Below are 20,842 nucleotides of genomic sequence, written 5' to 3'. Positions count from 1 at the left end.
AGTAATATGCAAATCTGGCGTTACGCATAGCTGGCTGTTAGCTTTATTCCTTACTATCCAACAAACTAACAGTTTTTGTAACCAAGACCCGAGCATTGCTTGGGTTTTTTTATACCTGTACTAAAGGGTGCTATTGGTAACGCGCATGCAGTATATGATGAATTGAATGTCTCAAAAGTGAAATGGTGTTTGGATGCGACCCACATCTGAAATCTTTGTGTAACGTCGTAAAGGAAGGCTAAAAAATTAGAACTCACGGCTAGAAGGGGCGCAGCCTAAGTATTGCAAAAGGACATACAAACTCTCTTGTTGCAACGCAACGCGGCGAAACAGATCGGCGAAGGTATCATCTCCGCCAAAGCAGGCACGGATATAGTGGTTAATTTCTTGGGGCTGGTAGCCTTCAACGTAAAGCGTTCGGACCCAGTGATACTCAATTGACTTTGGGTCGACTAATGTTGATTCGCTCAAGGTAATCTCTCTGGGAGTCAAAGCCTTTTCCTATCATCGATGCAAAATTTCAGAGGGCTCGATTTAAGCAGATAAAGATGAAGAAAAAATGACAACTGAGCGCATCGTGGGTGGTTATTTTAAGTACTTAACGTGAGCTTCCATCTCTTCCCCTATCTCTTTACGCATGTTCATTAAGCGTATCGCTGATTGGCGTAGGGCAATATCTTCTGCTGTTTGCGGCACCCATTCGGGTATAGGGGTGGGCTTGCCTTGCCCATCGACAGCCACCATGATGACAATACAATGGGTAGTCAGCTGGTTTTTCAACTCTTTTGGATCGCTCGCTTGCACATCAATGGCAATATGCATTGAGCTCGTTCCCGTATAAATGACTTTTGCGCTGACTTCAACGAGGTTCCCTACGTGGATAGGAGCGACAAAGCGGATCCCTCCCGCATAAGCGGTGATGCAATATTTACCACTCCAGCCTGCAGAGCACGCATAGGCCGCTAGATCTATCCATTTCATGACAGCGCCACCGTGGACTTTACCACCGAAATTCACATCACCGGGCTCTGCTAAAAAACGCAAAGTTATTGCACGTTGGCCACTACTCATTGGGGAATCCTTGTTTTTTATTAACGGAATCATAAATAACAAAGCGTTAACCAAACTGCAATATTATTTTGAATGCAGCAGATATAAAAAATCCTCTTAGTTGCCTAAGAGGATTTTTAAAGCCGAGCGGTACGAGTTATTTACTTTATGTTGTACCTTATTGAGCCAACTGAGCGTTAGTTATTCAGTTGCGTTAATAATAGTTTAAACAGTATTTCGACGTAACTGTTCGATCGAACAGGTTCTATCTCTGATGAGATTGTTTAGCGTGATTTCTCCAATAACCTAAGGAGAAGTCACATGACTATTTCAATTTATTCACATACCTTTCAAAGTGTCCCTCAAGCTGATTATGTGTCATTGCTGAAGTTACGCTATAAAGTTTTTTCGCAACGCTTGCAGTGGGAGCTAAAAACAAATCGAGGAATGGAGACTGATGAGTACGACGTTCCAGAAGCACACTATTTGTATGCCAAAGAGGAACAGGGTCATTTAGTGGGGTGTTGGCGAATTTTGCCAACGACGTCGCGTTATATGCTTAAAGATACTTTTTCAGAATTACTCGGTGTGCAGCAAGCACCCAAAGCAAAGGAGATTTATGAGCTGAGTCGTTTTGCGGTCGATAAAGATCATTCGGCGCAATTGGGCGGCGTGAGTAATGTTACGCTGCAGATGTTTCAGTCGCTGTATCATCACGCCCAGCAATATCACATCAATGCCTATGTAACGGTCACATCGGCCAGTGTGGAAAAATTGATTAAGCGGATGGGGATCCCATGCGAAAGACTCGGTGATAAAAAAGTGCATCTTTTGGGAAGTACACGTTCTGTCGCTTTGCATATTCCAATGAATGAAGCATATCGTGCAAGTGTCAATGCATAAGCCTTATAAATAGGGATTGATATAGCCACCTAAAATAGCTTTAGTGATCGCTTGGTAGCGATTCGTCGCGCCAAGCTTTTTACAAGCATTACTGAAATGGAACTTCACGGTACGTTCTGACGTATTAATAATCGTGGCAATTTCCCATGCGCTTTTGCCTTCGGCCGCCCAAGCTAAGCATTGTACTTCACGTGCGGTGAGCACCGCTCTCGGTTTTGCGTCTTTATGGTAACGGGTGATGTTGCCAATATTATGAGCCAGTAACGGTACAATGAGCTGTGAGGTATGGATACTTTGTTGATTCAAATCGTAAGACTTGGTATCTGAGGTTGCAAAACTTATCATGCCAAATTCCCCCCTAAGCCCATGGATTGGAATGCTAAATCCCGCTTTGAGTCCATTGCAACGCGCCTCTTCGAAAATGACTCGTCCATCATCATTGACCCGCTTAGCGTCATCCCAGCGAATGGGCAAAAAATTGGTAATGCTGTATTTGACAATCGGATCGATATGCATGAAGCCTGATTCATCATATTGCTGTCGCCAGCTATTGGGGTAATTGTCCGTGACAAGCGTTTCACTGGTTTTTAACGTGGGTTGAAAAGAGAGGCCAAAGAGGAAAAATTCATGACCAATTAAGTTATTGAGCCCATTGAGTACATTTTCCAAATCATCGTGGCTAGTGATTTGTTGGTTCTCTTGGATCAGTCTCAGAATTTTGTACATAAGCCGAAAGTTCTAAATTGCGTCGTACTATATTGGCATTTATATCAAAAAAAACCGTAACAGTACGAGCAAATAATGAAATAGTTTATCTATTTGGCGGGAAAATCTAGTTCAAATGTCGGTTTGGCCTCAATCTATCTATACCACCTGAATGGTTACTTCATTTTCACGAGCGAATGCATCAATTTCTTCTGGTGGTTGAGCATTAGTAATGATCAAATCGACATCGGCAATTGTGCCTAGCTTCACCATGGCATTACGTCCGAATTTGCTGTGGTCGACACCGAGATAAACACAGCGACTATTTTCGATGATCGCCCGTTTGACTCTCACTTCGTGATAATCGAAATCTAAAAGTGAGCCATCATAGTCAATGCCGCTAATCCCTAAAATACCGAAATCGAGACGAAATTGTGAAATGAAATCCAAAGTGGCTTCACCCGTCACGCCACCGTCTTTATTGCGCACTTCACCGCCCGCTAAGATGACATTGAAATCCGGTTTGGCCATTAAAATCGTCGCCACGTTAATGTTGTTGGTGACAATGCGCAGATTTTCGTGATTGAGCATTAATGCCCGAGCGATAGCTTCAGGTGTCGTGCCTATGTCGATAAAGAGCGTTGCGCCATCGGGAATGTGTTTGACTAGCTCGGCAGCCACTTTCTCTTTTTCTTGCTGATAAGTTACTTGGCGAGTGTGGTAAGAGGAGTTTTCAGAACTAGACGCGATGGTAGCGCCGCCGTGATTGCGTCGTAACTTATTTGCATCTGCAAGTTCGTTGAGATCTCGGCGGATGGTTTGTGGGCTGACATTGAATCGCTCGACTAAATCATCAGTACTCACAAATCCGTGTGTTTGAACTAATTCGATAATTTCTTGATGGCGTTTAACTGCTTTCACCTTAAATATCCTTATTCATTGAAGCTTAAATAGGCCAATACCTTGAATGCTTACTTTGCGTAAGGCACTACGACTTTGTGAGTGTACGGTTTAATCGACCAAATTCAATCATTAGTGAATGGGATACGCGAGTATTTGCTCGTTTTAAGTGATAATTCACATTAAACGAACATTATAGGCTCTTTATGGAACATAGTTATGTTTCTTGGAATGTGTCACATTGATTCCGTCCAGCGAGCTTGGCTTTATAAAGTGCTTTGTCTGAGCGGCGATAAATTTCGAAAAAATCGGCATCGTTGCCCGCAATTTCAGAGATACCGCAACTGATACTAAAGTGTGCGCCGTTGTCAAAAAATGCGTATGCATAAAATTCTTTACGTAAACGATCTGCCATTTGAAAGGCCTCATGCGCATTGGCCTTATGCAGAACAATCAGAAACTCTTCACCACCAATTCTGCCGCAGGCGTCGTCATGGCGTGTGTGCTTTCTTGCCATCTCTGCTAACTGCCAAATCACATCATCTCCTCGCTGGTGGCCATAGGTGTCGTTTACTAACTTGAAGTTGTCGATATCAATGGCAATACAACTTATCGGATAATGATCACGCTGAGCCAACGTAAATTCATTACACGCTTCTCGCCACAACTTGCGGCGATTGTAGAGCTGCGTTAAGTCATCGGTATTGGCCAGAGTGTGAAGCTGTTCTCGTAATTCGACAATATCGGTAATCTCAGTAGAAACACCGATAAGGCCAATCACTTCACCGGTTTGTGTACTTAGAATCGGTTTCTTTATTGCGCGGTAGACGCGTACTTTGGCATCAAATTTTGCTTGCGCACGTTCTTCACTGGTGAAGGGCTGCTTGGTATCAAATACCATTTTATCGCTGTGTAAAATATCGGCGAGCAGTTCATCTTGAAAAAAATCGTGATCAGTTTTGCCTTTGAGTTCTTCCAAAGTTGTGCCGAACAGTTTTAGTGTTAGCTGATTTGCATACAGATACTCACCTTGACGGTTTTTTACGAACACGTATGAACCGAGCTCGTTTAAAACAAGCTCATGCAAGGCAAACAAATTATTGCTATACACATCTTCTATGTTATCAAGAATCATTATCTGGCCACCAAATTTGCTAGGTTGCCTAACGGATCTGACGTAAAGGATCCCTCAATACATTTCATTTTTGTTTATTTTTATTCTTCTTCCATAAACATAGCTCGAATCGATACTATATGCTCAATTTTATGGTTGTATTGCGCTCTCGATAGCTGTTGTACGGCTTTTTGTCAGTTTTATTTGGGATAAAATAACCCCGGAAATTACCATCGTTCCACCTAAAAGATGGTAGTTTTGCACTGTTTCACCTAACAGGGTTGTGGCAAGCGAAACTGCTACCACAGGTAACAGATTCATAAACATCGCACTAGAGTCTGCACCAATTAAATCGATCGCTTTTACCCACATCCACGGAGCCAATAAGGATGCAGCGACAGAAGCGTAAGCGATTAGGGGCAGTGAGCCTTCCGTGGGCAGGAGATGTTCACTGGTCAGCCATAATGGTGTCAGCATTAAGACAGCAAACAACCCTTGCATATAAATAAGCGTCCAATTGCTTAGCAGCATTTTCCACCGTTTAAGTAACACACAATAAAGTGCGTAAACGGTTGCAGCCACCACCATTAACGCATCACCATGTGTAATATCTTGATGCAAGAAGAAGCTCATATCGCCTTGACCTAGCATAAAAGCAAGCCCTGCGAGAGAGAGGACTCCTCCGATAACACTCAAAGCTGAAATGCGCTTATGGAGCAGAGGGACGCTGATGAACACACTGAGCAGCGGTACCAGCGAAGTGATCAACGACATATTTGATGCAGTAGTCGTTAGCCCTGCGTAATAGCCAAGAGACTGATTCAGTACCATGCCTAACATGGCTAAAAAAGCCAGTTTAGTTAAATGGGGCTTGATGGTTACCCATTGGCGGATCACGGTAGGTAAGCAAAAGGGGGTTAGCAACAGCATCGCGACAAACCAGCGATAAAAACTCATCGCACTTGGCTCAATGGTTTCTGCGGCGAGCTTGTTGATGATAGAGTTACCACCCCAAATTAGAACCGTGAATAGTGGAAGAAGATATACCATGTGAGCCTCGTCGCAAATTGTGCTTTGAAGTATAGTGTGGCAGGTCTCTATAATTATATATATCTCCAAAACGACATTGCGAGCGATAGGAAGACAAGTTTGAAAAAAGCGCCCAGAAATCTTCACCCTTCACTATCGATTGACAGTGCGCCATCGGATGTCTTTATGAATTTCGATGCGTTTTTGTCAAACACAGAAACGCGAACTCATAGCCATCCATGGGGACAAGTGCAGCTAATTTCCGGCGGGATTTTGGAAATGGAAGCGCAAGAAACGCGATTTCTCGCACCGCCTCATCTCGCGATTTGGGTTCCTGCGGGGGTGAAACACTGCAGCTATAATCGTAAGCCAATTGAATATTGTTCGCTCAATATTGATCGGGCTCTCACCCATGGTTTTCCCAAGCACACCAGTTTGATAAAAGTGACGCCCATCGTTTCTGCCATCATTGAGGATTTTCGATCGCGTGAAATCAGTGTGGCTCAAAACGCGCAAGATAAACGTTTAGTTCAAGTATTGCTCGACCAATTGGCAACGCAAGAAACGCAGCATCATTTTTTGCCTTCCACTAATCACAAATATTTAGCCCCGATTCTAGCGGCGGTAGAAGAAAACCCGACCGATGATACGACATTGGCTTTATGGGCTGAAAAAGTACATACCACAGAGCGAACATTAGCGCGTCATTGCCAAACGGAACTAGGGATGAGTTTTACCGAATGGCGATTAAGAGTACGCTATCTCTATTCCATGGATTTACTGCGCACAGGGCATTCAGTGAAAGAGGTAGCATTAACTCTTGGCTACAACCAAGCCAGTCCTTTTATTACTATGTTTAAAAAATACTCCGGCCAAACGCCGGAACAGTATAAAAATCGCTTGTTATAATATTGCTTAAGCGTATGTAGGCACTTCATCCTGATCAAACTATAAAGAAGTGCCTTAGACTTAATTTGGTAATTTTTTACAACGTCTATTATTCATGAATCCATGACATAGGGGGTTGGGTGTTTTATCGTTTTAGCGGCACACGTAGTCCAAAGCGCCAACAATGGCGGCGACTTGTGCGTCATTACACTCTTGCGCTGTGACTTTTGGGCTATCTGGGTACACTTCGGTGGTGGTGCCGAAGTAGCAATTTGTGATGCCACCGCATAACCCTAATGCTTTCATTGAGTAATTAATTACTCCCTCTTGAGTGATGGGAGAGCCGATGATCTCGCCTTTATTATCGGCTGGTGCAATGTGCGTGACTTTGCGTACCGATTCAATAATGGCTGCTTGGAATTCTGGCTGCGGATTTTCCGTATCGCCGACAGTATAAAACCCATCGGGAATCGTATCGGCTTCATATCTAATCCCATCGCGCGCTGCGAGTGCAGGGCGAAACTCGCTTTCATCACTGTCTGTAGTTTCATGTAAATCAATATGCACCAACACGTCACCTAAGCTTGCGACCCAGCGCATTAAGCTTGCCGACTCTTCGGCTGGGCTATTGGCGTAAAATGAGCGATTAGGGTCAAGCGCTGATGGGTTCCAACGATTGATCGTTTCATAGCCCCAAGGGCTTACGCACGGGGCAACGGCAATGTTGAAATGAGATTGATACTGCTGTGCTTGAGTCGCTAAAAACTGCAACGCGCCGTGCACTCCGCTGGTTTCGTAACCGTGTACACCACCTGTGATCAACACCGTTGGTTTGTCAGGGTTCCATGAGCGACTTTTTAAGGCAAATAATGGGTAGCGATCTTTGTCTATTGATAGTGCACCGTATTGCTCTATCTCAAAATCCGTTGCCAAAGCGTTAATTTTCGGCACGACTTCTTGCTGATATTCTCGTTTAATCGTCGTTTGCGCGAGCCACGCTTCGCGTTCTGCTGCTTGCCAAGGTGTGCCTGGCGTACCGATAGGATAAGTATAAACAGAGTACATGAGGGTTCCTTTCTGACTAGTTGCCCACAGAGTAAGAGGTGTGAGTGTCAAGAGCAATCAAAAATACCAAGCTGGATTTACCACAGCCCGTTAACAGGGTTCATTACCTCAACCTGTTTTGGGGCAATGCAGGTTTGTTAGAGCAAGGAAATAGTCCAACTCTGGCCTGATAACTGAGGTAAATCATTGGCTAAACCGAGCAGTCACATCTAAACTGCAACCAGACCAATGCAATTGAGTGAGAACACGATTGGAGAATAGTTTCCCCCTTTCTGAACTAATGATTTCGCTAACGACCGCCTTAGACATGACGGAAGGCCAACCACCGGAGCACTGCATTCGTTGTTGCTGGGTTGGTATGCATATTGGCATGCAATTAGAGCTCGATCAGGCTGAGCTGCATGATCTGTTTTTTACCTTGCTATTGAAAGATGCGGGCTGCAGTAGCAACGCCGCGCGAATTTGCGAGTTGTATGCCACTGATGATCTCGCTTTCAAACGGCGTTATAAAACCGTCGGAACCAGTCTATCGAGTGTGATTAACTTTATCGTCAAAAATACCGGTTCAGAGCAGAGCTGGGCAGAACGTATTTTAACTACCATCGACATTTTGAAAAATGGTAATGATTATGCACAAGAGCTTATTCAAACTCGTTGTACTCGTGGGGCTGATGTGGCGCGAGAGTTGCGATTTAGCGAAGTCGTCGCGCAGGGGATCCACTCACTGGATGAACATTGGAATGGTCAAGGGCGTCCTCAACAGCTAAAAGGTGAAGCCATCCCCCTTTTCTCGCGGATTGCGTTATTAGCTCAAGTGTTTGACGTTTTTCAAATGGAACATGATTTGGACGAAGCAATACGCGAGGTTACAGAGCGTAGTGGTGTATGGTTTGACCCACAACTGGTTGAGATTATTGAACAGTTGGTGGATAACCCGCACTTTGTGGCTAGCCTCAAAGCCTCTGATATCAGCCAGCGAGTGATGCATTTACCACCAGCACAAGCGCATCAGCCTTTGGATGAAGCGTATTTAGACTGTATCGTCACGGCATTTGGCAAGATTGTTGATGCAAAAAGCCCCTATACCGCAGGGCACAGTGAACGAGTGGCTGTGTATACTGATTTAATCGCACGACAATTAGCCATTTCGGAAACTGATCGATCTTGGTTGAGACGCGCGGCATTACTGCACGACATTGGTAAGTTAGGGGTCAGTAATGCCATTTTAGATAAACCCGGTAAGTTAGACGATATGGAGTGGAAAGCCGTTCAGGCACATGCCGCGTTTACTGAACAAATCTTGCAGAAATTATCGCCCTTTAAGACGTTGGCACGTATGGCAGGGGCACATCATGAGAAACTCGATGGTACTGGCTATCCGCGTGGTGTAAACGGTGATGAGATCAGCGTGATGACTCGAATCATCACGACAGCCGATATTTTTGATGCTCTCAGCGCGGAACGCCCTTATCGCTCCGCGATGCCAATTGATAAAGCACTTTTGATCATGCAAGAGAATCTACATACTGCCATTGATCCTGACTGCTTCGCCGCGTTACAGAGCGCTCTGGCTCAATTGCCAGCCGAATATACTCAGTCACTGAGCTAGTGTTCTTTACTGCTTTGCTACTTGAAGCGTCAGCACTGTTGGTGGGATTCTTATCGCTGTGTTTCCCTTCATCAACGCTTGGTGTTACATTTTGTCACGCTTTGAATAATGAAAATGAATAAGAGAGAATTTGCATGGCAGGCGCGAGCTTACTTACCCTTCTTGATGATATTGCAACCGTGCTAGATGATGTGGCGTTGATGTCAAAAATGGCCGCGAAAAAAACGGCAGGCGTATTGGGGGATGACTTGGCGCTCAATGCTCAGCAGGTGTCTGGTGTTGCCGCTGAACGAGAGATCCCAGTGGTATGGGCAGTGGCTAAAGGCTCATTTCGCAACAAATTAATTTTGGTTCCCGCCGCCTTGCTGATGAGCTCATTAGCCCCTTGGCTGATAATGCCGCTCTTGTTAGTCGGTGGACTTTTTCTCTGCTTTGAAGGGGCAGAAAAAATCTTAGAAAAAGTGTTTCATACCAGCCATCACAGCACCGCTGACGCGGATGAGCGCATGCTCACTGACGTATCGATTGATGACTATGAAAAACGTAAAGTCGCTGGGGCGATTCGGACCGATTTTATTTTATCGGCCGAGATCATCGTGATTGCGTTGGGGACAGTGCAAGGCCATAGCATGGTGACACAAATTTTGGTGGTGAGTTTGATTGCAGTGGTCATGACCATCGGCGTTTATGGTTTGGTGGCAGGCATTGTGAAATTGGACGATTTAGGTTTCTACCTAGAGCGCACTTCAGATGGCGCAGGGCTGCGTGCTCGCTTTGGTAAAGGGTTGATCAGTTTCGCGCCTAAGCTCATGAAAGCATTAACTGTAGTGGGTACCGCCGCGATGTTTTTAGTGGGCGGTGGCATTGTGGTGCACAACGTCCCTTTTATTCACCACGTGCTTGAACCTGTGATTGCAGCCGTTGCTGAACTCTCTTTATTAACAGTAGTGATGCCAACCTTGCTTAATGGTTTCGTTGGCTTACTCGCCGGGCTAGCTGTGGTTGCAGTGTGGGGGATGGTGAGTAAATTGAAATCGTCCCATTAATTTTTTTTATGGTGATGATAACCATATTGAATGGTGATTTGCCCGCAGACGAATAGACTAGCGCTTTTCGTTTTTGGCAGTTCCCATTATGCAGTGTGCGTTTTTTGATCAACAGCTGTGCCGTTCTTGTACTCATTGCGCGGTTTCTTATTCAGAGCAGGTGAAGCGCAAAGATTTGGCACTAAAAGCGCTGTTTTCAACGCAGATGCCACAGCAGTGGCTAGAACCTGTCATAAGTGAAGAGACGGGTTTTCGTAACAAAGCGAAAATGGTGGCTCTTGGCGCGGCTCATGCACCGATTTTGGGTGTTGAATCCATGGTTGATGGGCTATCAACGCCCGTGTCGTTAGTGCAATGTGCTCTCTACCCACAAGAGACACAAGCGCTATTAACTTATCTACAAGATTGGATCCGTAGCTCGGGCATTCCTCCCTATAATAAAGCCAAGAAGAAAGGCGAACTCAAATACATATTGCTCACACGCAGCGAATATTCAGGTGAGTTTATGCTGCGTTTCGTACTGAGAAGCCGCGAAGCTTTAGGCCGAGTTGAGCAAAACCTCGTGCGGCTTCAGGCGCAGTTTCCAACCATTCGCGTCGTCTCAGTTAACCTTCAACCCATCCACATGGCGCGCCTAGAAGGTGAAGAAGAGATTTTTTTAACCGAGTGTGAGTATTTGATTGAGCAGTTTAATCAGGTGCCTATGGCTATCCGCCCGAAAAGTTTTTTCCAAACCAACCCGCATGTAGCGAAGCAGTTGTACGCGGCGGCGCGTGATTGGGTGAGAGAGATAAACCCAAGTCACATGTGGGATCTGTTTTGTGGCGTGGGCGGTTTTGCCCTACATTGTGCCAGCTCAACCATGGCAGTCACAGGCATTGAAATTGAACCAGAAGCGATTGCCAGTGCTAAACGCTCTGCCAAGACGATGGGCATTACCAATTTAGACTTTGCTGCGCTGGATTCTGCCCAATTCTCACAGGCTCAATCAATCGCGCCTGAGCTGGTGCTAGTCAACCCTCCGCGTCGTGGTTTAGGAGCTGAATTAGTTGAGCGATTGGTGGCTTTATCACCCAAACACATCATTTACTCAAGCTGTAACCCGCAAACGCTAATCACTGATATGCAAGATATGGTGAGCTACTTACCCAAAAAACTACAATGGTTTGATATGTTTCCACATACCGATCATAGCGAAGTGATGGTGCTGTTAGAGCGTCAGCCTAAGCTGAGATAAGCGCTGTGTGGTGCAAAAATGATAAAGAGAGGGAAGCCGCGGCTTCCCTTTTTGATGCATTAATGGGCTATTTTACTGCCCACGCAACCGTTTCACCGGCGCGGATCGGCACCACAATATCTGAGCCAAATGGCATACTTTCAGCAACTGGCCACTCTTCTTTGACCAAAGTAACGGTGTCGTTATTACGGGGTAGGCCGTAAAAATCAGGGCCATTGTGACTGGCAAACGCTTCAAGGTTGCCAATTTTACCAACTTGCTCAAACACCTCTGCGTATAACTCCAAGGCTGCGTGCGCTGTGTACGATCCAGCGCAGCCGCAAGCGGCTTCTTTTTTGCCTTTGGCATGAGGCGCAGAATCAGTACCCAAGAAAAATTTCTTATTGCCCGATGTCGCTGCCTGAATCAGCGCAAGCTGGTGGGTGTTGCGCTTAAGGATTGGCAAACAGTAAAAATGAGGGCGAATACCACCAGCGAGCATGTGATTGCGGTTATAAAGTAGATGGTGCGCCGTGATCGTTGCCGCTACATTCTGGTTCGCATTTTTTACAAACTCGGCAGCATCGGCGGTGGTGATGTGTTCTAACACTATTTTCAGATTTGGGAAATCATTAACAATGGGAGCAAGCACTGTATCTAGGAAGGCTTTTTCTCGGTCAAAAATATCCACATCGTGAGCGGTTACTTCGCCATGAATCAACAGCAGCATGCCAACGTCTTGCATCGCTTCCAATACAGGGTAAATATTTTGAGCGCAGGTTACGCCAGAATCTGAATTGGTGGTCGCCCCAGCCGGATAAAGTTTGGCTGCCACGACAGCGCCAGAAGCTTTGGCTTTGCGGATCTCATCAGGTGTCGTGTTATCGGTGAGATAAAGCGCCATGAGTGGCTTGAAAGAATCACGTGGTTTTTGCGCCATGATGCGCTGTTGGTACGCTAATGCTAATTCTGTTGTGGTGATCGGCGGGACCGTATTGGGCATGATCAGTGCGCGGCCGTTGTAGCGACTGATGTCTCGTACTGTATCGGCCAACACATCACCATCACGTAAGTGAACATGCCAGTCGTCTGGACGAGTAATCGTTAATGTTTTCATTGGTTGCTCCCACCGGAAAATAAATTGATTGGAGCTTAAACGGGCTTCGCTTTTAATGTGCGCGCAATCGCTTACGTTTAAGCGACAGGATGATAGAGGAAACAGGGGTGAATTTCATCCTTTTATTTTCCATAGGGTTAGCCAGCTTTGGTGATTTCCATTATCATCGCGTTATAAAAATACCTTTAAAAAAGCATAAGGATAGGCCATGTCGTCAGCTCAACTCTCACAAATTAACGTCTACCCAGTCAAATCGATAGGTGGCCTCTCGCAGTCCACCGCTTGGGTTGAAAAACAGGGGCTGGCTTTTGATCGGCGCTTTATGATCGCGTTAGCTGATGGTTCAATGGTCACTGCACGTAAGTATCCAAATATGGTTAAGGTGAATTCAATACTGGTTGCGGATGGTTTGATCTTCACGGCGGTGAACCAATCTCCGTTAAAACTGCGTTATGCAGATTTCAAAATGCAACCTTCTCCAGCGCAAGTGTGGGACGATAACTTTACCGCTTACACCACAACCGATGAAGCGGATGATTGGTTTAGCCAAGTGTTAGGCCAGCGTGTTGAGTTGCTGTTTACCGGAGAGCAATCAAACCGAATGCGTGAAAAAGTGGGTCACAATGTCAGTTTTGCTGATGGCTATCCAGTGCTGGTCATCAGTCAAGCTTCACTTGATGAACTTAATCGCCGCAGCCCTGAAGTGCACAGCATGGATCAATTTCGTACCAATCTAGTGGTACGAACCGATGAGCCTTTCGCTGAAGACAGCTGGAAGCGGATCCGAATTGGTGAGGTAGAATTTGAAGCGGTAAAACCTTGCGAACGCTGTATTCTCACTACTGTTGATGTGAATAAAGGGGCTTTTCGTCCAACCAAGGAGCCGCTAAGAACCTTGTCACAATTTCGTGCCAACGAAAGAGGTGGGGTGTTTTTTGGGCAAAATTTAGTCGCAAAAAATGAGGGGATGATTCGAGTTGGCGACAGCGTTGAGGTGCTTGAGTACAAAGAGAAAGAGTTTTATCGAGATTTGGGCATGAGTCACCATGTGATGACTTGTGTTGAGCGTGAAGCGATTGCGCGTGATTTTGTCACGTTCTGGCTAGAGCCGAAAAAGGGTGAAATGCCAAATTATCAACCTGGGCAGCACCTACCAATCGAAGTTGTGATCGATGGCGAGAACGTGGCGCGCCGCTACACTTTGTCATCTAGCCCATCGCGCCCGGGTCGGTTAGCGATTTCAGTCAAACGTATTGATGGCGGTAGAGTTTCTAACTGGTTGCTTGATCACTTGCAGGTAGGAAGTACATTGACCACGCAATCACCGGATGGCTCGTTTCATCTGTCGACTCAGCACCAACAACCGTTGTTACTGTTGTCGGCTGGAAGTGGCGTGACGCCTATGTTATCGATGTTGCGCTATCTTGCCGATAATCAACAAATTCAAGATGTGGTCTTTTATCATCAATGCCGCAGCGTTGAGGATATTCCTTGCCGTGTTGAACTTGAAGCGCTTAAGCAGCGACATCCGGGGTTGAAAGTCTTCATTTCTCTGACTCAAGCTCCAGTAGATTGGTTTGGCCTGAAAGGCCGGCTCTCTTTATCTCACCTTAAGCAAATCCAACATGTGACTGCTCGCCAAGTGTTTGTGTGTGGGCCTGATGGTTTTATGCAGAAAGCAAAAAGCTTATTGTTGAAAAAAGGGCTTGCGGAAGAATCTTACCACCAAGAAGCATTTGGTGTGGCGCACACCGTCGCAGCTGAGCTGAAAACGTTACAACTGAGCGTCAATGGCCATGTATTTGAGGGTAATAACCAAACGACCTTATTAGATCAAGCCGAAGCCGCTGGCATTGCGATTGCCAACAGTTGCCGAGCAGGGTTCTGTGGTGCGTGCAAGGTGACTGTGCAGTCGGGCAAAGTGCATCAACCTGACGTGCCAGCACTGCCTGAACATGAGCGTCATCTTGGTATCGCTTTAGCGTGTTGTTGTATTCCTGAAACCGATATTGAGGTTGTAAACTAGTTTTCGCCTCACGCTGTTGCACTACAGTGACTTTGTCCAACAAAAATGCCTCTTGGGTCAGTGTTGACCGCAAGAGGCGTGACGTTGCTAGTGATTTTTATTCGAAACCGTTTCAGTCTCTTCAAAGTGACTCTCTTAAAGCTAGTTGGCAAAGTGCAGAAATACCAATTATTCGTTTTTATATAGTTAAATTAGTTTAAATTTGTGATGAAAATTCCATATTTTTTTTGTTTGTTTTCCATCCAATCTTGCCTGTGTTTGATGTTTTTTTAGAATAACTGTCGAATAAATGAGCGCTTGAACGTTTGCGTAAAAATATGTGATGAAACTCTCATTTTGTTCGCTATACTTTCCGCCCGGTTATGAGCCGGTGCTCAACCCATACAAGCCGTCACACGGAAATGTGAATGACCCCAAGGACTGGACCAGCTAAGTTCCTCTGCTTGTATAAGGTGATCTTAGATGAACAATATGTTCGCATACCCCTCTTTTTGTCATGCTTTTGTTGTGCAAAAGGACAATGATTCCTCCTTTGCCAAGTTTTTTGGTTCTACCCTTATTTCCAAATTTCAAACTAGGTAAATACAATGAATATTCTTTTTGGCCTCGTCGGCATTTTAGCGCTGATCGCTTGCGCCTACCTGCTCTCTGAAAATCGATCTTTCATCAATTGGAAAACCGTATCACGTGCTTTATTGCTGCAAGTTGGTTTTGCCGCGCTGGTGCTCTACTTCCCATGGGGACAAAGCGCACTAGCCAGCATCAGCGGCGGTGTGTCGAGTTTGCTGGGTTTCGCCGATGCAGGAATCCGCTTTCTATTCGGTGATTTAGCCGATTCCGGATTTATTTTTGCTGTTCGTGTTCTGCCTATCATCATTTTCTTCAGCGCTCTTATCTCTGCCCTTTATTACCTTGGTATCATGCAAAAAGTCATCGAGTTTATCGGTGGTGGTATTCAAAAATTTTTAGGTACGAGCAAAGCAGAATCTCTGGTTGCTACGGGTAACATTTTCCTTTCACAAGGTGAATCACCACTGCTTGTGCGTCCCTTTTTGTCGCGCATGACACGTTCAGAACTGTTTGCTGTCATGGCCGGAGGCATGGCCTCTGTCGCAGGTAGCGTGTTGGGTGGCTATGCCGGTCTAGGTGTTGAGCTTAAATACCTTATTGCAGCCAGTTTTATGGCGGCACCCGGCAGTTTGATGATGGCAAAAATCATCGTACCAGAGCGCGATGTTCCACTTGATCAAACCAATATTGAGATGGATAAAGCGCAAGAAAGTAATGTGATTGACGCACTGGCGAGCGGGGCGATGAATGGCATGAAAGTGGCGGTGGCCGTCGGTACAATGCTGGTTGCATTTGTGAGCGTGATTGCGATGGTTAACACTGGGCTTGAAAGTTTCGGTGAGTTATTGGGTTTGAACGGCATTACCTTACAACTGCTGTTCGGTTATCTATTTTCACCACTGGCTTGGTTGATTGGTGTACCAAGCCATGAAGTCTTGATGGCGGGCTCTTACATTGGGCAAAAAGTGGTGATGAACGAATTTGTGGCTTTCATTGATTTTGTTGACCACAAAGCGCTGTTGTCGGAACACACCCAAGTTATCATTACTTTTGCTCTGTGCGGCTTTGCCAATATTGGTTCTATCGCGATCCAATTAGGCTCTATCGGGGTTATCGCTCCTGAACGCCGTGCAGAAGTCGCGAATTTAGGTATTAAAGCGGTGATTGCAGGTACGCTAGCTAACTTAATGAGTGCATGTCTAGCGGGCATTTTCATTCTGCTTTAAACGCCCTGTTTGCTTCTCTCAATGCTCACTGCGGTGGGCATTTTTGATCCCTTTTTTGAATGATTGACACCTCAGTAATTGCTGAAAAGCTGATTTATAGCAAATTCCGTTTCTGATGAGCGCGTAGTATAGCTTGCAATTAACTGCGTATCCCAACATAGGCGATACGCTGACATGCTAACTTATTGAGTGCTTGCTATGGAAAATCTTGTTGAACGCTTTTTGCGTTATGTCTCTTTTGATACTCAATCTCACCCTGCCAGCCGCCGTTGCCCGAGTTCAGTAGGGCAAATGACGTTTGCCCATACACTACATGAAGAATTAATCGTATTAGGCTTAACCGATGCTACGGTTGATGAACACGGCTATGTTATGGCGAAGTTGCAATCGAATGTTGATTACCCTGTTCCTGCGATTGGTTTTATTGCACATATGGATACCGCGCCAGACGCGTCAGGCAAACACGTCAAGCCGCAAATTGTGGAGAATTATCAAGGTGGGGACATTGCTTTAGGTAAAGGAGATGAGGTGCTGTCACCTATTCAATACCCGGATTTGCATCAACTGCATGGTTACAATCTGATCACGACTGACGGCACCACACTGCTTGGTGCCGATAATAAGGCAGGCATCGCTGAAATTATGACGGCCATTGAGAGGTTAATTGCCGACCCAAGCATCGCACATGGTGATATTTGTATCGGTTTCACTCCCGATGAAGAGATCGGCCGGGGCGCGGACTTATTTGATGTAGAGAAGTTTGGCGCACAGTGGGCTTATACCATTGATGGTGGCCCGGTGGGTGAGTTGGAGTATGAGAATTTCAATGCGGCGAGCGCCGATGTTATTTGCTATGGCGTGAATGTTCACCCTGGGACCGCGAAAGATAAAATGGTGAATGCCATCAACATCGCCGCACAATTTCAGCTTATGATGCCAGCCGATCAAACCCCAGAGACCACGCAGGGCTATCAAGGCTTTTACCATTTAAAATCCGCAGAGATGAGTGTGGCTCGCTCAACCTTGGGTTACATTATTAGAGACTTTGAACGAGAAGGCTTGGAAGCTCGTAAAGCGTTTATGCAGCAGCAAGTGGACCAGTTAAATGCCCGTCTTGAGAAAGGACGAGTTGAGTTGGTTGTGACGGACAGCTATTTCAATATGAAAGAGATGGTCGAGCCTCATCCACAAGTCATTGAACTGGCTAAACAAGCCATGATTGCTTGTGATGTTGAACCGCTGATCAAACCTATTCGAGGTGGTACGGATGGTGCGAGGCTCTCATTCATGGGCCTGCCATGCCCTAATATTTTCACTGGCGGTTATAATTTTCATGGTATTCATGAGTTCATTACCATTGAAGGGATGGAACAAGCGGTAAACGTGATTGTAAAACTGGCTGAAAAGACAGCGTTGGCGAATCAACACTGATAATAAACCTTTCCTTTTGCCAATCTGAAGGGGAGTTTCTCTTCCAAAGCTATGACAGGGCGCATAATAATTGCGCCTTATGCCGACGTTAACTATTCACTCAGTTACAATACCTTTCTAAAATTTCTAACACGATCTCAATCTGCTGCTCTCTAGTGGCTTAGATGTGTTGCTGCTCATTATGCATAAAAATAAAAGAAGGGGATTGATATGGAGAAAGTGGTCGCGGTGTGGGACTTTCTTATCACTCATAAATTGGTGTTTAGTATTTTAATCATGACGTTGATTATTTTGACGCGGCGAGTTGTGCTTTCTCAAATTCGTGGCGATGTCGCACTGATTACCGAAAAGCAGCGTAAATGGATGTCACGCACCAAGAATGGCACCTTTGCGTTTACTTTGGTCATCCTCTTCGTATTGTGGCAATCAGAGATCAGCGAATTTGCACTGTCAGTGACTGCGATAGCAGTCGCCATCGTAGTTGCATCAAAAGAGATCATCTTGTGTTTTACGGGTTCAATTCAGCGAGCGAGCTCTCGCTCATTTCGTATCGGGGATTGGATTGAAGTCGGAAAACTGAGCGGTGAAGTGATCGAACACAACTTGATGGCAACCGTGATCCAAGAAATCGACTTGAATCATGGTCAATACCACTACACTGGAAAAACCGCGACCTTGCCAAACAGTATGTTCTTCTCGTTTCCGGTAAAAAACCTTAATTTTATGAAGCGTTATGTGTTTCATAACTTTTCGATAGTAGTGCCTGAATTTGTAAATTTGTATCCTTTATTACCGATTATGCATGAAAAGATTGAGAGCCACTTTGCCCACTTTATTGATGTTGCAAGGCGCTATAACAGCATGATTGAAAAACATGCGGGTGTAGATTTGCCCAGTGCTGAGCCGCACATTCAGATCAGCAGCGCAGCCGCAGGAGAACAGATCGTGCATTTCATGATTTTTTGCCCAACAGAGCGGGCCAACCATTTAGAGCAACTGATCCGCCAAGACTTTATGCAAGCATATGAAAACGCATTTCCACGTGCTTTAGTTGCAACAGAAGTGTTGCCGAGTGAAGTGGGTAGCTAACTGCCGAATAATGAGCGCTCACACAGTATGGTGAGCGTCTTACCTGCAATTACTGTTTGGGTGAGAAAAGATATATTAGTGATGAAAGTGAGATTAACGCTCAATTGCGTGTGTTTTTTTCACCGAAATCCCCAAGCGTTTTGAAAGCCGAGTGAGATTCGCGCGATCCACTTGCAATAATCTTCCCGCTTTTGCCCAATTAAAATCGGATTGGGTCAATGCTTCACTGATCAATTTACGCTGATATTCATCCGTTGCTTCTCGCAGTCCACGTTGCCACACCTTCGCTGTGACCTCTTTGTCGCTCAACGTACTTTGCGTGTTAACCAGAGGTAGGCTGAAATCTAACTCACCTATGTCGTAGCTGTTGACTGTGATCAACGCTTGTAAGCCTTGTCTGGCTCGTGCTTTCAGCGCTGCGCGGTTGATCACGTGTTCTAATTCGCGAACATTACCGGGCCATGAGTAGTTGAGTAACCCAGCCAGTGCGTTGGGATCGATTTTGAGCTGTGTGATGCCGAGCTTGCGACGTGCTTGCTCTAAAAAATAACCTGCCAACAAGGTAACGTCACCATTTCGCTCTCTTAGCGGAGGGATATGAACAGGGTATACGCTGAGTCGATGGTAAAGATCGGCTCGGAATCTTCCCGCTTCCACCTCTTGCTTTAAATCTCGATTTGTCGCTGCCAATATTCGTACATCAATAGTTTGGACATGATCTTGTCCTACGGGCTGAATTTCATTGTTCTGCAATGCACGTAAAATCTTGCTTTGGGCAGCCAGTGGCAGTTCACCGATTTCATCGAGAAATAAGGTTCCACCGTCGGCTAATGCAAACTTGCCTAAGCGATGCCGTTCTGCTCCAGTAAAGGCTCCTTTGACATGGCCAAATAGCTCACTTTCGACCAAGTTTTCTGGAATTGCGGCGCAGTTGACATAAATAAGTGGTTGGCGTTTACGCGCTGATAGTTGGTGCAGTGTTCGTGCGACCAGCTCTTTACCGACACCCGTTTCACCATGGATTAAAATGTTGAAATTAGAAGGGGCGACCACTTCCAAATCGGCTTTCATGGCCAGCATCGACGCACTTGAACCGATGATCTCTCCACCTTCTCTGTCCCATGCTTCTTCATTCAGCTCTTCTAAGCGTTGCTGGGATTGTTTGGCCTGTGCTTCAAGTTGAGAAAAGGTCAGTGCCATTTTCAAGGTAGAGGCCGCGATTGCCGACAACGCTTCTAGGCTGCGTTTGGGAATATGCTCAAACATGTTGGGATTAAGGCTATCAAGCGTCAATATACCGAGCAGTTTATCACCAAATAAAAGGGGTAGGCCCATGCAAGAGTGCATGGGAAGGTCGCCATCATGATCCATTAATAAACCATCGAAAGGATCGGGTAGTGATGAATTCGCATCGAAAATAACCGGCCCATCAGCGTGGCAAATCTCACGAAAGCGGGGATGTTCATCAATTAAAAAACGTCGGCCTAAGGTATCGCGAGTCAAGCCTTGCATCGCAAGGGGGATTAACAAATCACCTTGGCGTGAAAGCAGCATCACACAGTCGCATTGAATGGTTTTACGAATCGCATCAAGCAGGCGATTGAACCTATCTTGATCATTCAAACCACTTGCGAGTCCTATGGTCATTTCAATCAAGGTAGAGATGGAAAAATCTTGCATGGTAAGCACTCTGGTGATGTTTTTGGATATTGTAGTGTCATAATGACATTTTTTGAAGTGTTATTTTGACCTGATTATTTAATGGTTTTTTATTTTTTATTTAAAAATCAATAGATTAATGTTGGTATGCTTTGTGCTATACAAGCTTCAGTATCAGAGCGAATCTAATTCGCCATTT

18 protein-coding genes are annotated in these 20,842 nt (G+C 45.5%); 9 read left to right on the top strand and 9 right to left on the bottom strand.

Annotation, left to right across the window (positions count from 1 at the left end; genetic code table 11):
- Window positions 1-246: 246 nt before the first annotated feature.
- On the bottom strand, window positions 247-492 hold the full coding sequence (locus AACV20_RS15075) for a hypothetical protein (RefSeq protein ID WP_017045998.1): 246 nt from the start codon (window positions 490-492) through the stop codon (window positions 247-249).
- A 93-nt stretch (window positions 493-585) separates the two neighbouring features.
- The gene (locus AACV20_RS15070; RefSeq protein WP_026027856.1) at window positions 586-1,071 is read right to left on the bottom strand and encodes an acyl-CoA thioesterase; all 486 of its coding nucleotides are present in this window, start codon (window positions 1,069-1,071) and stop codon (window positions 586-588) included.
- A gap of 300 nt (window positions 1,072-1,371) precedes the next feature.
- Here AACV20_RS15070 and AACV20_RS15065 point away from each other — a divergent pair, with 300 nt between their 5' ends.
- A complete protein-coding gene (locus tag AACV20_RS15065) occupies window positions 1,372-1,953 on the top strand; it encodes an acyl-homoserine-lactone synthase (protein WP_013868065.1) in 582 nt (193 codons plus the stop codon).
- Between the two features lie 3 nt (window positions 1,954-1,956).
- On the opposite strand, the gene AACV20_RS15060 is transcribed toward AACV20_RS15065, so the two are convergent.
- From AACV20_RS15060 to AACV20_RS15045, 4 genes are all read right to left on the bottom strand, one after another.
- On the bottom strand, window positions 1,957-2,679 hold the full coding sequence (locus AACV20_RS15060) for a helix-turn-helix transcriptional regulator (RefSeq protein WP_017050309.1): 723 nt from the start codon (window positions 2,677-2,679) through the stop codon (window positions 1,957-1,959).
- 138 nt (window positions 2,680-2,817) lie between these two features.
- Complete coding sequence (locus AACV20_RS15055) at window positions 2,818-3,579, bottom strand: DeoR/GlpR family transcriptional regulator (protein ID WP_013868063.1); 762 nt, start codon at window positions 3,577-3,579, stop codon at window positions 2,818-2,820.
- A gap of 196 nt (window positions 3,580-3,775) precedes the next feature.
- The gene (locus AACV20_RS15050) at window positions 3,776-4,693 is read right to left on the bottom strand and encodes a sensor domain-containing diguanylate cyclase (RefSeq protein ID WP_170907569.1); all 918 of its coding nucleotides are present in this window, start codon (window positions 4,691-4,693) and stop codon (window positions 3,776-3,778) included.
- A gap of 129 nt (window positions 4,694-4,822) precedes the next feature.
- Complete coding sequence (locus tag AACV20_RS15045) at window positions 4,823-5,722, bottom strand: DMT family transporter (protein WP_170907568.1); 900 nt, start codon at window positions 5,720-5,722, stop codon at window positions 4,823-4,825.
- 99 nt (window positions 5,723-5,821) lie between these two features.
- On the opposite strand from AACV20_RS15045, the gene AACV20_RS15040 reads away from it, so the two are divergent.
- The gene (locus tag AACV20_RS15040) at window positions 5,822-6,610 is read left to right on the top strand and encodes an AraC family transcriptional regulator (protein WP_026028665.1); all 789 of its coding nucleotides are present in this window, start codon (window positions 5,822-5,824) and stop codon (window positions 6,608-6,610) included.
- 132 nt (window positions 6,611-6,742) lie between these two features.
- Here AACV20_RS15040 and AACV20_RS15035 read toward each other — a convergent pair whose 3' ends face one another.
- Entirely contained in the window at window positions 6,743-7,654 is a 912-nt protein-coding gene (locus AACV20_RS15035) for a M14 family metallopeptidase (protein ID WP_026028666.1), read from the bottom strand.
- 280 nt (window positions 7,655-7,934) lie between these two features.
- Here AACV20_RS15035 and AACV20_RS15030 point away from each other — a divergent pair, with 280 nt between their 5' ends.
- The 3 genes from AACV20_RS15030 to rlmC all read left to right on the top strand — a co-directional run bounded on the left by AACV20_RS15030 (window position 7,935) and on the right by rlmC (window position 11,546).
- Window positions 7,935-9,263 (top strand): HD-GYP domain-containing protein, encoded by a 1,329-nt coding sequence (locus tag AACV20_RS15030; protein ID WP_088718071.1) that lies wholly within the window; start codon window positions 7,935-7,937, stop codon window positions 9,261-9,263.
- Window positions 9,264-9,397: 134 nt separating this feature from the next.
- A complete protein-coding gene (locus tag AACV20_RS15025) occupies window positions 9,398-10,309 on the top strand; it encodes a DUF808 domain-containing protein (RefSeq protein WP_170907567.1) in 912 nt (303 codons plus the stop codon).
- Between the two features lie 88 nt (window positions 10,310-10,397).
- A complete protein-coding gene (gene rlmC / locus AACV20_RS15020) occupies window positions 10,398-11,546 on the top strand; it encodes a 23S rRNA (uracil(747)-C(5))-methyltransferase RlmC (protein ID WP_170907566.1) in 1,149 nt (382 codons plus the stop codon).
- Window positions 11,547-11,613: 67 nt separating this feature from the next.
- Here the strand turns inward: rlmC and pyrC are convergent, their stop codons facing one another.
- The gene (gene pyrC / locus AACV20_RS15015; protein WP_094164247.1) at window positions 11,614-12,642 is read right to left on the bottom strand and encodes a dihydroorotase; all 1,029 of its coding nucleotides are present in this window, start codon (window positions 12,640-12,642) and stop codon (window positions 11,614-11,616) included.
- Window positions 12,643-12,850: 208 nt separating this feature from the next.
- Here pyrC and AACV20_RS15010 point away from each other — a divergent pair, with 208 nt between their 5' ends.
- The 4 genes from AACV20_RS15010 (at window position 12,851) to AACV20_RS14995 (ending at window position 18,984) form a co-directional block, all read left to right on the top strand.
- Entirely contained in the window at window positions 12,851-14,668 is a 1,818-nt protein-coding gene (locus AACV20_RS15010; RefSeq protein WP_017046009.1) for a hybrid-cluster NAD(P)-dependent oxidoreductase, read from the top strand.
- 587 nt (window positions 14,669-15,255) lie between these two features.
- Window positions 15,256-16,464, top strand: coding sequence for a NupC/NupG family nucleoside CNT transporter (locus AACV20_RS15005; protein ID WP_013868046.1), 1,209 nt, complete (start codon window positions 15,256-15,258; stop codon window positions 16,462-16,464).
- Window positions 16,465-16,662: 198 nt separating this feature from the next.
- Window positions 16,663-17,895 (top strand): peptidase T, encoded by a 1,233-nt coding sequence (gene pepT / locus AACV20_RS15000; RefSeq protein ID WP_170907565.1) that lies wholly within the window; start codon window positions 16,663-16,665, stop codon window positions 17,893-17,895.
- 210 nt (window positions 17,896-18,105) lie between these two features.
- Window positions 18,106-18,984: a mechanosensitive ion channel family protein gene (locus AACV20_RS14995; protein WP_170907564.1), complete on the top strand. Its 879-nt coding sequence runs from the start codon at window positions 18,106-18,108 to the stop codon at window positions 18,982-18,984.
- 93 nt (window positions 18,985-19,077) lie between these two features.
- Here the strand turns inward: AACV20_RS14995 and norR are convergent, their stop codons facing one another.
- Window positions 19,078-20,664 (bottom strand): nitric oxide reductase transcriptional regulator NorR, encoded by a 1,587-nt coding sequence (gene norR / locus AACV20_RS14990; protein ID WP_170907563.1) that lies wholly within the window; start codon window positions 20,662-20,664, stop codon window positions 19,078-19,080.
- Between the last annotated feature and the right edge of the window lie 178 nt (window positions 20,665-20,842).

This window comes from Vibrio sp. B4-6 (assembly GCF_963888245.1).
In the GTDB taxonomy this organism is placed as follows: domain Bacteria; phylum Pseudomonadota; class Gammaproteobacteria; order Enterobacterales; family Vibrionaceae; genus Vibrio; species Vibrio anguillarum.
This window is presented reverse-complemented; position numbering and strand designations above follow the sequence as displayed.

What these genes read in the sequence shown, in the direction of transcription:
- AACV20_RS15025 (WP_170907567.1), top strand. Translation starts at nt 9,398, where the DNA reads ATGGCAGGCGCGAGCTTACTTACCCTTCTTGATGATATTGCAACCGTG.
- norR (WP_170907563.1), bottom strand. Translation starts at nt 20,664, where the DNA reads ATGCAAGATTTTTCCATCTCTACCTTGATTGAAATGACCATAGGACTC.
- AACV20_RS15010 (WP_017046009.1), top strand. Translation starts at nt 12,851, where the DNA reads ATGTCGTCAGCTCAACTCTCACAAATTAACGTCTACCCAGTCAAATCG.
- pyrC (WP_094164247.1), bottom strand. Translation starts at nt 12,642, where the DNA reads ATGAAAACATTAACGATTACTCGTCCAGACGACTGGCATGTTCACTTA.
- AACV20_RS15070 (WP_026027856.1), bottom strand. Translation starts at nt 1,071, where the DNA reads ATGAGTAGTGGCCAACGTGCAATAACTTTGCGTTTTTTAGCAGAGCCC.
- AACV20_RS15030 (WP_088718071.1), top strand. Translation starts at nt 7,935, where the DNA reads ATGATTTCGCTAACGACCGCCTTAGACATGACGGAAGGCCAACCACCG.
- AACV20_RS15045 (WP_170907568.1), bottom strand. Translation starts at nt 5,722, where the DNA reads ATGGTATATCTTCTTCCACTATTCACGGTTCTAATTTGGGGTGGTAAC.
- AACV20_RS15005 (WP_013868046.1), top strand. Translation starts at nt 15,256, where the DNA reads ATGAATATTCTTTTTGGCCTCGTCGGCATTTTAGCGCTGATCGCTTGC.
- pepT (WP_170907565.1), top strand. Translation starts at nt 16,663, where the DNA reads ATGGAAAATCTTGTTGAACGCTTTTTGCGTTATGTCTCTTTTGATACT.
- AACV20_RS15060 (WP_017050309.1), bottom strand. Translation starts at nt 2,679, where the DNA reads ATGTACAAAATTCTGAGACTGATCCAAGAGAACCAACAAATCACTAGC.
- AACV20_RS15065 (WP_013868065.1), top strand. Translation starts at nt 1,372, where the DNA reads ATGACTATTTCAATTTATTCACATACCTTTCAAAGTGTCCCTCAAGCT.
- rlmC (WP_170907566.1), top strand. Translation starts at nt 10,398, where the DNA reads ATGCAGTGTGCGTTTTTTGATCAACAGCTGTGCCGTTCTTGTACTCAT.
- AACV20_RS15050 (WP_170907569.1), bottom strand. Translation starts at nt 4,693, where the DNA reads ATGATTCTTGATAACATAGAAGATGTGTATAGCAATAATTTGTTTGCC.
- AACV20_RS14995 (WP_170907564.1), top strand. Translation starts at nt 18,106, where the DNA reads ATGGAGAAAGTGGTCGCGGTGTGGGACTTTCTTATCACTCATAAATTG.
- AACV20_RS15035 (WP_026028666.1), bottom strand. Translation starts at nt 7,654, where the DNA reads ATGTACTCTGTTTATACTTATCCTATCGGTACGCCAGGCACACCTTGG.